The sequence below is a fragment of the Pseudomonas sp. NPDC088414 genome, assembly GCF_044753325.1.
In the GTDB taxonomy this organism is placed as follows: Bacteria; Pseudomonadota; Gammaproteobacteria; order Pseudomonadales; family Pseudomonadaceae; genus Aquipseudomonas.
Window position 1 is genome coordinate 33757 of the sequence record NZ_JBIVMY010000020.1, and the last position, 6359, is coordinate 40115.

Here is a 6359-nt window from a genome sequence, read left to right on the forward strand (position 1 = left end):
CAGTGAAGGGATGGTTTTTTGTGGAACCTTGGCCGGCCCCATCGCTGGCAAGCCAGCTCCCACAGGTTTCGTTGGTGATCACAAAATGGGTGAACGACTCGATCACTGTGGGAGCTGGCTTGCCAGCGATGGGGCCATTGAAAACAACACAGAGCCGCCGGAATTCACTCCGGCAGCTCATACACATAAATCTTGTCCGCCGCCATCTGATACCCGGCATCCGCCAGTTCGCTGGTGGACGCCTTGACCTGCAACGGTCCCTCGACCCAGTACGGTTGATACAGTTCGTCGAGCTTCACGCCCAGCTCGCTTTTCACATGCACGATCTGGTTCGACGGCGGTGGCGGCACGTGGATGCAGGCGCCGAAGTACGGCACCAGCAGAAAGTCGGTGGTGCGTCCTTCTTCGTTGACCTCCAGCGGCACGATGTAGCCCGGCAGGCGGATGTTCTGCCCGTCGAGACTCTGTACCACCGGCGCGTTGGGCATGTCCTGCTTGGCGGCTGGCGCCGACTCGGCGGACAGCGCATCGCCCATCTTCGACAGGTCGTGCAACGGCGTCATGTTCGGTACTTCCGGCGCGGCATCCGGCGGGATCATCTCCGACCAGGTCAGGTCTTTCGGCGCCGCTGCCCACACGGGCAGGGCAACCAGCAACAGCAGCGCGAATACGGCGCGGGGCATGGTGAACATCCTCATAAACGGATCGACAGGCCATCGGCCAATGATTGGCGATACGCGCGCCAGGCCGGCACGCTGCCCATCAGCAGCGCGGCAGCCAGAATGCCACCGAGCAGCGTCCATTCATACTCGCTCGGCCACGCCAGCGGCAGATACAAACCGTAATTGGCCTGCACATAACCCTGCGCGGCGGCGATGCCGATGTACAGCAAGGCCAGTCCTGCGATCACCCCGGTCAGCGCCAGCGCGAAAGCTTCCAGCACCAGCAGGCTTGCGATGTGCCACGGCCGCGCACCGACCGAACGCAGAATCGCCATCTCGCGGCGACGCTCGTTGAGGCTGGTGAGAATCGCCGTGAGCATGCCGATCAGCCCGGTCAGCACCACGAACAGCGAGACCACGAACAGCGCCTTTTCAGCGGTACTCATCAGGCTCCACAACTCCTGCAACGCCACGCCCGGCAGGATCGCCAGCATCGGCTCGCCTCGGTATTCGTTGATCTCGCGTTGCAGGGCGAAAGTGGAAATCTTGCTGTTGAGGCCGAGCATGAACGCGGTGATCGCTTGCGGCGTCAGGTCCATGTTGCGTGCCTGATCCGCCGTGATCCGCCCGTTACCACGCGCCGGCACACCGTTGTGCCAGTCGATGTGAATCGCCTCCATACCGCCGAGGCTGATGTGCAGCGTGCGATCCACCGGGGTGCCGGTGCGCTTGAGAATGCCGACCACGGTGAACGGTTTGTCGTCGTGCTTGACCAGACTGATCGCCGCTACGCCGTGGGCCAGCACCAGTTGGTCGCCGAGCTTGTAATGCAGCGCTTCGGCGACTTCGGCGCCGAGCACCACTTCGAACGGATCGCTGGCAAACGCCCGGCCATCAGCCAGTTCCAGGTGCTGCTGGCGACCGTATTGGTAATGCTCGAAATAGGCTTCGGTGGTCCCCATCACCCGGTAGCCGCGATGGGAGTCGCCGAGGGACATCGGGATCGCCCACTTCACTTTCGGATTGCTGGCAAAGTGTTCGAAGCTGTCCCAACGAATATTGTTGGTGGCATTGCCGATGCGGAACACCGAGTACAGCAGCAGGTTCACCGAACCGGAGCGGGCGCCGACGATCAGGTCGGTGCCGCTGATGGTGCTGGCGAAACTGGCCTTGGCCTCGGTGCGCACGCGCTCGACGGCGAGCAACAGGCACACCGACAGGGCAATCGCGAACGCGGTGAGCAGGGCGGTAAAGCGGCGGTTGGCCAGGCTGGCCATGGCCAGACGAAACAGATACATCTCAGACCTCGGCAGACGTGGCGGCGCGATTGAGCTCGGCCAGGGACAGGTGACGGTCGAACAGCGGCGCCAGGCTCTGGTCGTGGCTGACGAACAACAGGCTCGATCCGGCCTCACGGCATTCGGCGAACAGCAGGCGAATGAAGTTTTCCCGGGCATCGTAATCCAGCGCCGAGGTCGGTTCGTCGGCGATCACCAGTTCCGGCTGACCGATCAAGGCGCGCGCGGCGGCGACCCGTTGCTGCTGACCGATCGACAGCGAATCGGCGCGGCGACCGAGGATGCTTTCGTCCTTCAGGCCCAAGTGGGCGAGCAGGGTGGCGGCGGCTTGATCGACGCTGCCGTGACGCTGTTTCGCGCGCTCTGCACGCAGCTTCGAAAAGTGGCACGGCAACTCGACGTTCTCGCGTACCGAGAGAAACGGCAGCAGGTTGAACTGCTGGAAGATGTAGCCAGTGTGATCGACACGAAAGCGGTCGCGGGCGCCGGCACCGAGTTCGGTCAGTTCCTGGCCGAGCAGGCGAATGCTGCCGCGCCCGGGTTTCTGCACGCCACCGAGCAGGCCGAGCAGGGTGGTCTTGCCACTGCCGCTGGGGCCTTTGAGGAACAGGGTTTCGCCCGGTTCCAGGCGAAACGCCGGGATGTCCAGCAGCGGCGGGTGACCGGGCCAGTTGAAGCCCAGGTCGGACAGTTCGATGAGTGCTTGGGTCATGGCACCAGTTTCATGGTTGATCACGGGCCTGTGTAGGAGCTGCCAAAGGCTGCGATCTTTTGATCCTGTTTTTAAAGGCAAAATCAAAAGATCGCAGCCTTCGGCAGCTCCTACAGGGGATTTTTTCAGGCAATCAGAATTTCAGGGCGGCAGCCTTGGCGGTCACTTCGGTGCCTTGCTGGCCGCTTGGGCCGATCAGTTGTACCTGAATTTTCTGGGTCGCCGGGAAGGTATTGAAGATGTTCGCCAGATCCAGGGTCTTCAAGGCGCCCGGGGTGGCGCAAGTGAATTGGTAGTGGGCGTGGATTTCGCTGTGATCGTGGTGATGCGCTTCACCGCCCTTGGCATCTTCGTCGTGGTCGTCATCGTCATGCTCGTCAGCATCCGGCTTGTCGCCGAACAGCGGGCTTTGCAGTTCCTGGCTGGCCACTTTGCAACCGGCGGCGGCTGGCAGGCTGAACAGCGCCAGCGGGTTTTCCAGTTTGGTGCGCGCGGCCACGACTTTGGCTTTGTCGGTGTCGCTGGTGGCGGCGTGTTCGAAGCCCACCAGATTCATCGCCGGGCTGTCCAGTTCCAGTTCCAGGGTCTGGCCGTCGAGCGCGGCGTTCAAACGACCGACGCCGTGTTCATGGGCGCCGAGGCTGCCGTGCTCATGGTCATGATCGTGCTCATCGGCAGCGTGGGCGATGGCCAGCGGCAACAGGGCAAACGGCAAAGCGAGCAGCAGACGACGCATGGCGGTCTCCGGAAAGTAAAGTGAAGAGTTTGTTATGTAATCTTATAACGAAAGTCCGCAGAGTTTGCCCGCCTGCTTGGCGTTGCACAAGTCCCGTGGGAGCATGCAGGTCAGAAATGTGCAGGAGCGATGCAGATGTTGCGGATACGCGGAACCGTCGGAACGATGCCGGTGGATTTGACGATAGAGCTGGATGACAGCGATTGGGTGAAGCTCGGCGCAGCCCTTGGCGCGCAGCCGCAGGGCGATCAGCCTGAAATGGCAGTGAGCATGCCGGCAGCCAAACCGCTGAATCAGGACGAGGCGTTGTGGCAGGTGGCGAAAGATCTGTTGCGCAAGGCCGGGCAGCTCAGCGGGCCGGATTTGCTTGATCAGCTGGAAGGGCTGACCGGTAGCGCAGCGGCGGGCAAACGCTTGCTGGTGCGCCTGCGCCACAGTCCGGATGTAAAAGTGGTGAGTGGCGGGGATACGCCGCTCTACAGCTGGGTCGAGTGAGCCGCAAAAGATCGCAGCCTGCGGCAGCTCCTACAGGTTCACCCATGTTTTGCGGATGAAATTGTAGGAGCTGCCGAAGGTTCGGGCCGCGATCGGACGATCTTTTGATCTTAATAAAGCGCAGCAAACACCTTACGGCGGTATGCAGTCACCAGGGGATGATCATTGCCCAGCAACTCGAACACCTGCAGCAAGGTCTTGTGCGGCAGGCCCTCGCCATAACTGCGATTACGGATGAACAGCTTGAGCAAGGCCTCCAGCGCCGCTTCGTATTGCTGACGCGCCAGTTGCTGGATCGCCAGTTGATACACCGCTTCGTCGTCCTGCGGCTTCTGCGCAAGGCGCGCCTTGAGGTCGGCGGCATCCGGCAGGTCGCGGGCCAGGCCGAGGAACTTGATCTGTGCCTTGGCGCCGGCCAGTGCGGCCTTGTGCTCATCGCTCTTGACCGCGTCGAGCACGGTTTGCGCTTCGTCCAGTTCACCGCGCTCGGTCAGGCAGCGGGCATACAGAATCAGCGCCTTGGCGTTGCTGTTGTCTTCGGTGAGCATCACCACCAGCGCCGCTTCGGCATCAGCGAAGCGTCCTTCATCGAACAGTGCCTGAGCCTGTTCGAACGGATCGGCGGCGGCTGGCGCTGGCATCTGCACATGCGGCTCAAGCAGTGCACGCACCGCGGATTCCGGTTGCGCACCGGCAAAACCGTCCACCGGCTGACCGTCCTTGAACAGCACCACGGTCGGCAGGCTGCGGATACCGAAGCGGGCGACGATGTCCTGCTCGATGTCGCAGTTGACCTTGGCCAGCAGCAGTTCGCCCTGATAGCTCTCGGCAATGCCTTGCAGCATCGGCATCAACGCCTTGCACGGCGCACACCATTCGGCCCAGAAATCCACCAGCACCGGTTTGTTGAAGGAAGCTTCGATCACCGACTGGTCGAAATCGGCAGTCGTGGCGTCGAAGATGTACGGCGTTTGCTGACTCATGGGGGATCTCGTAAAAGCGTGGATGGGGCAACTATACGGCTTGGCGGGGTGTGGCCGAAAGCGGGGCAGATTTGAGAGGTGTACCGCTAGGCAGGACGCCATCGCTGGCAAGCCAGCTCCCACAGGGTTCTGTGTCGTAGACGAAATGTTGGTTCGACTCGTTCACTGTGGGAGCGGGCTTGCCCGCGATGCTTTTGGTTAGCGCCGCGCGTGGTACAGGCTCACTTGCCGAAACTCTTCCGGCTCCGCCAGATCCGGCAGTGTCATCGCCTCAAGCATTTCAATCCGCTCATACAACGGATGACGAAAATCCCGCACTCGCGAATCCGCCACCAGCGCCTCACGGCCTCGGCTGAGAAACGCATCAAGCAGCGGCAGGTTTTCGCGGTCGTACAACACGTCGGCGACCAGAATCAGATCGAAGCGATCGGCTTCGGCAAAGAAGTCCGTCGAATAACTCATCTGCACATCATTGAGTTCGGCGTTGGCCCGGCACGCGGCAATCGCCAGCGGATCCAGATCACAGGCCACCACTTCCAGCGCTCCGGCCTTGACCGCCGCAATCGCCGCGATCCCGGAGCCGGCGCCGAAATCCAGCACCCGCTTGCCACGAACCCACTCGGGGAACTGCGCCAGATAGCGCGCCACTGCCAGACCGCTGGCCCAGCAGAAACTCCAATACGGCGGTTCGTGGAGGATGCGCCGGGTTTCGTCGGGGCTGAACTCACGATCCATGTTGTCGCCGTCGATCAGCCACAGCTGCAAATCGGTGCCGGGCAATGCGCAGGCCTTGAGCCGCGCATCACCGAGCAATTCACCTAACGCCTGTTGCAGGTCGAGCGGTACGGTCATGGTGCTTTGACAAATTGCAGCTGGCCCAGCGCCTGAGTGGTCGGCTGGGTGATGGTTTGCGACGGCAGATGCAGGATCAACTGGCCCGACTGCGTGGCGCGCCCGCGCAGCTCGACCCGCGCGCCGGCCGGAAAGGCTTCCGGATTGAAGCGCAGGCGAAACGGCAGGATCTGGTTGTTGCCGATCAGGCTGGAACTGGCCAGCAGTTGTTGTGGGCGCGACTTGTCATCGATCACCAGCAGTGCCAGTTCGACCTCGGCCCCGGCCGGCACGCCTTGCAGGGTGCCGCTCAGTTCCCGTTGGTAGGCCGGCAGTGGGCCAAGGTCAGCGGCCTCGCGGGCTTTTTTCTGCGCCTGTTGTGGTGCTGGTCCCGGTGTTGGCGGTTGCGGCTTGGGCTTGTCGCTGCCGCAAGCCACCAGCAGGGCGAAAAGACTGAGCAAAACGAGCGGTCGTAGCGACATTGGCAGCTCCAGAAAATGAAATCCGTGGATCAAACGATCATGCCAGTCTGTATACCGCAAACCCTATGGCTTGTCTTGCCACCGGGATGCGCTACCATGGCCCTCCCTTTTTTTGTTGCCAGCCACCATGCACTGTCCCTTCTGCGGTGCCAACGACACC

8 protein-coding genes are annotated in these 6359 nt (G+C 62.0%); 1 reads left to right on the forward strand and 7 read right to left on the reverse strand.

From position 1 onward, the window contains the following. Positions 1-164 precede the first annotated feature (164 nt). The 4 genes from ACIP8I_RS17555 to ACIP8I_RS17570 form a co-directional block, all read right to left on the reverse strand. Entirely contained in the window at positions 165-683 is a 519-nt protein-coding gene (locus ACIP8I_RS17555; protein WP_400762680.1) for a DUF3299 domain-containing protein, read from the reverse strand. Positions 684-694: 11 nt separating this feature from the next. After that, positions 695-1960, reverse strand: coding sequence for an ABC transporter permease (locus ACIP8I_RS17560; protein ID WP_400762682.1), 1266 nt, complete (start codon positions 1958-1960; stop codon positions 695-697). A 1-nt stretch (position 1961) separates the two neighbouring features. Further along, positions 1962-2672 (reverse strand): ABC transporter ATP-binding protein, encoded by a 711-nt coding sequence (locus ACIP8I_RS17565; protein ID WP_007966120.1) that lies wholly within the window; start codon positions 2670-2672, stop codon positions 1962-1964. Between the two features lie 133 nt (positions 2673-2805). Continuing rightward, positions 2806-3408 carry a DUF2796 domain-containing protein gene (locus tag ACIP8I_RS17570; RefSeq protein WP_400762684.1) on the reverse strand — a complete coding sequence of 201 codons (603 nt, stop codon included), beginning with the start codon at positions 3406-3408 and terminating at the stop codon, positions 2806-2808. A 135-nt stretch (positions 3409-3543) separates the two neighbouring features. Between ACIP8I_RS17570 and ACIP8I_RS17575 the strand changes: the two genes are divergently transcribed. Continuing rightward, the gene (locus ACIP8I_RS17575) at positions 3544-3903 is read left to right on the forward strand and encodes a hypothetical protein (protein ID WP_400762686.1); all 360 of its coding nucleotides are present in this window, start codon (positions 3544-3546) and stop codon (positions 3901-3903) included. Positions 3904-4013: 110 nt separating this feature from the next. Here the strand turns inward: ACIP8I_RS17575 and trxA are convergent, their stop codons facing one another. From trxA to ACIP8I_RS17590, 3 genes are all read right to left on the reverse strand, one after another. Further along, on the reverse strand, positions 4014-4886 hold the full coding sequence (gene trxA / locus ACIP8I_RS17580) for a thioredoxin (RefSeq protein ID WP_400762687.1): 873 nt from the start codon (positions 4884-4886) through the stop codon (positions 4014-4016). Positions 4887-5084: 198 nt separating this feature from the next. Further along, entirely contained in the window at positions 5085-5738 is a 654-nt protein-coding gene (locus tag ACIP8I_RS17585) for a class I SAM-dependent methyltransferase (protein WP_400762688.1), read from the reverse strand. Continuing rightward, positions 5735-6199, reverse strand: a complete 465-nt coding sequence (locus tag ACIP8I_RS17590; protein ID WP_108590063.1) for a YbaY family lipoprotein — start codon at positions 6197-6199, stop codon at positions 5735-5737. Before ACIP8I_RS17590 ends, ACIP8I_RS17585 begins: the two co-directional genes overlap by 4 nt. Between the last annotated feature and the right edge of the window lie 160 nt (positions 6200-6359).